The organism is Desulfosalsimonas sp. (genome assembly GCF_046483245.1).
Classification (GTDB): domain Bacteria; phylum Desulfobacterota; class Desulfobacteria; order Desulfobacterales; family Desulfosalsimonadaceae; genus Desulfosalsimonas.
Window position 1 is genome coordinate 1 of record NZ_JAWODO010000024.1, and the last position, 2,929, is coordinate 2,929.

5 protein-coding genes are annotated in these 2,929 nt (G+C 53.0%); 1 reads left to right on the forward strand and 4 read right to left on the reverse strand.

Features of this window, described 5'->3' with window-relative positions:
- Both R6U41_RS02560 and R6U41_RS02565 read right to left on the reverse strand, forming a co-directional pair.
- Window positions 1-428 (reverse strand): MCP four helix bundle domain-containing protein (locus R6U41_RS02560; protein ID WP_410268265.1); only part of this gene is annotated, 428 nt, incomplete at its 3' end.
- On the reverse strand, window positions 425-658 hold the full coding sequence (locus tag R6U41_RS02565; RefSeq protein WP_410268266.1) for a hypothetical protein: 234 nt from the start codon (window positions 656-658) through the stop codon (window positions 425-427). The genes R6U41_RS02565 and R6U41_RS02560, both read right to left, overlap by 4 nt.
- On the opposite strand from R6U41_RS02565, the gene R6U41_RS02570 reads away from it, so the two are divergent.
- Window positions 659-1,684: a potassium channel family protein gene (locus tag R6U41_RS02570; RefSeq protein ID WP_410268267.1), complete on the forward strand. Its 1,026-nt coding sequence runs from the start codon at window positions 659-661 to the stop codon at window positions 1,682-1,684.
- Between the two features lie 23 nt (window positions 1,685-1,707).
- Here the strand turns inward: R6U41_RS02570 and R6U41_RS02575 are convergent, their stop codons facing one another.
- Window positions 1,708-2,196 carry a DUF3124 domain-containing protein gene (locus R6U41_RS02575; protein WP_410268268.1) on the reverse strand — a complete coding sequence of 163 codons (489 nt, stop codon included), beginning with the start codon at window positions 2,194-2,196 and terminating at the stop codon, window positions 1,708-1,710.
- Window positions 2,197-2,224: 28 nt separating this feature from the next.
- Window positions 2,225-2,695: a GGDEF domain-containing protein gene (locus tag R6U41_RS02580; RefSeq protein WP_410268269.1), complete on the reverse strand. Its 471-nt coding sequence runs from the start codon at window positions 2,693-2,695 to the stop codon at window positions 2,225-2,227.
- Window positions 2,696-2,929 lie beyond the last annotated feature (234 nt).

Here is a 2,929-nt window from a genome sequence, read left to right on the forward strand (position 1 = left end):
GCCTTGTGCGCGTCTTCGAAATACCACCCCAGGTTGCCCTCCCGGGACGTACCGGCAATGGGCTGGTCCCACAGCCGGCGGTATTTTTCGTAAGCCTTGTGAATCCGCTGCACATAGCTTTTTTCATCCGGGATGGTCAAATTGTTTTCCGCAGTCTCCAGGGCGTCCATGAATTTTTCATCCGCGGCCTGGATGGTTTGCCGGCCTTCTTTCCATTTCCCGGAAAGCAGCAGGAGCATGCCGCTGTCTTCGCGCTCCAGGGCTTCAATCATCTTTTTTGCAGCCTCAATGCTTCGGTAGTTGTCATCCAGAAGACCCTGGACCGATGCGCCCACGGATCGCAGCTCATAAATGGAAACCGCGCCGGCCACCGCCAGCATCACCGCCAGGATCAAAAAACCCAGCATGATTTTGATTCTGATTTTCATCTCTGCACCTGAATCATATTGCTGTTTTTGCCGAAATTGTGCGCATCAATCATTTTTTCCGGGACCACCGGTTGATCAAACCCGCCGGAATGTTTTATAAAACGAATCCCACCGCTTTTGCGGGGATCTGTTTTTTCTGGTGCATCAACAGGATCTGATATATACTCATATCCTTCGGCTCCCAAGATGTAAACCCGGATTGTATCGAACGCAAACAGGTTGAAAGCCATTTGACCGACATTTCCAGACATCTTCGTTTTGCCCTTGCCCTGCTGGTGATCACAACGCTGTTCGGGACCTTCGGATACATGATCATCGAAGGCTGGAGTCTGCTGGATGCCACCTACATGACCGTTATCACCATGACCACCGTGGGTTATGGCGAGGTCCATGCCATGGGCTACACCGGGCGGGTATTTACCATATTTCTGGTGGCCATGGGGGCCGTGTCTTTTCTGTATGTCACCAGTGCGCTGGTGCAGTTTCTGGTGGAAACGCAAATCCGGACCATTTTCGGGAGGCGGGTATTGGATAAGAAAATCAAGCAAATGAAAGATCATTATATCGTTTGCGGATATGGCCGCATCGGCCTGGTGCTGTGCAACAGCTTCCGGGCCCACGGCATTGAGCCCGTGGTGATTGAAAAGGAGCAAAGCCGCATCGAGCAGATGCAAGCTGAAAATATTCTGCACATATCCGGGGATGCCACCGAGGAGGATATTTTGCTGCGGGCGGGGGTTTCGCATGCCAAGGTTCTGATTGCCGCCCTGGCCACGGATACGGACAACGTGTTTCTGGTCCTGACCGCCCGCCAGCTCAACCCGGATATTTTCATCCTGGCCCGGGCCAGCAGTGTCAAGGCCAGGGCAAAACTTTTTGCCGCAGGCGCCAACCGGGTGGAATCGCCGTACGAAGTTGGCGCGGTGAGCATGGCCCAGCGCCTGCTGCGGCCCTCGGTGACCAGTTTTCTGGACCTGGTTTTTACCTATAACCGAAAAGATATTCAGATGGATGAAATCCCGGTGGAGGAAAGCTCCCCGCTTGCCGGGCTTATGCTCAAAGACTCAGGGATCCGGCAAAAATACAATCTGATCATCATTGCCGTGAAAACCCCGGATGGGGAGATGTTGTTCAACCCCTCCCATGAGACCCTGATCCGGGCGGGGGACACGGTGATTGCCATGGGCAAAACAGATAACCTCGCGGAACTGGAAAAGGAACTCCAGCCCAACGGAGACAAAAAGGTCTATCAATGAGGCAGCAACCAACCTGCCCCTTGTTATTTTTCGCGTATCACCTGCCCCCGGGAGGTAAAAGAAACACCTTGCTGGATCTGGGTTCCGATCATGATGGTCTCTGCAATGGGCGGATTGACAGATGTATTTTTTTCCGATTGCCACTCAACCATGAAATTGGCGCCTGACCCGCCGCTGCTGTCGCTCTGGGCCACGACATAGCGAACCGATTCCAGGGGCTTAAGGGTTAAGGGCGCATCCAGATATCTTCTTAGAATCTCTCCCTGGGTTTCGTAATAGTCCACCCGGGTAACTTGAATCCCATGGTCCGGATCGGTGTTGCGGATGCTTAAAGTAACAGTGAGCAAAAACGGTTTTTCCCTGTCTCCGCTGTAAATGTGGGAATATGCAGGCACATAGATGGTCTGACCCTGTGAAAGGCCGTTTTTTCCCGCTGCAGCCAGCCCAGGGGCGGCCAGCAGATGAAAAGACAAAACAAATACCCACATTAAGCCGATACAGATATTTTTCATGATCTTTCTTTGCTCCCTGAAAGTTTTTTTAACCGCCCACCACACGGTTTCGGCCGTTTCTTTTGGCCTCATAAAGGCGGGCATCAGCCCGTTTCATGACATCCTCTATGCTGGTATCCGCGTCCGCAAATTCACTGACACCCACACTGATGGAGATTTGGCCCGCTGATTGCCGGAGATCTATCCTTAACTGCTCTGAGACTTGCCGCAGTCGCTCTGCCTGTTGGCATGCATTTTCTGCATTTGTTTCCGGAAGCAGCACGGCAAATTCCTCGCCCCCGATCCGGTAGAGGGAATCGGCTTGCCGGAGCTGTTTCGCACAATCTTTCGTAAGCCGGCACAGCACCTTATCGCCCGCGCTGTGCCCAAAGCCGTCATGATAATAGGCCGGGTCCTTGCCGCCGGCGATTTCCAGGTAATGCCCGCTTTCTGTGATCACAAACACCGGGTCGGGCAGGGCTTTTATCATTGCCCGGAGCAGTTCAATTTCAAAATACATAAGTTCTTTTTTTCCGCTTACGACTCGAGCGGCATAGACCTTCAGGCAACAGCGTAAACTGGGCTCGACTCTACCCCCTATTCAGCTTGAGCGTCAAGAGCTTTCCGCAAGAACACGAGCAAAAATGCAGTCCTGGCCTGCCTCGTTTGATCGACATCAAAAAAAGGCGGCCGTTGTCGATCAGGGCGTCGACGGCCTCCTGGAGCATGCGCTTCTCGTTGCGCACGATGATCT

Bases quoted from the DNA above. Each gene is read 5' to 3' on its own strand.
- R6U41_RS02565 (WP_410268266.1), bottom strand. From the start codon at position 658: ATGGCTTTCAACCTGTTTGCGTTCGATACAATCCGGGTTTACATCTTG.
- R6U41_RS02575 (WP_410268268.1), bottom strand. From the start codon at position 2,196: ATGAAAAATATCTGTATCGGCTTAATGTGGGTATTTGTTTTGTCTTTT.
- R6U41_RS02580 (WP_410268269.1), bottom strand. From the start codon at position 2,695: ATGTATTTTGAAATTGAACTGCTCCGGGCAATGATAAAAGCCCTGCCC.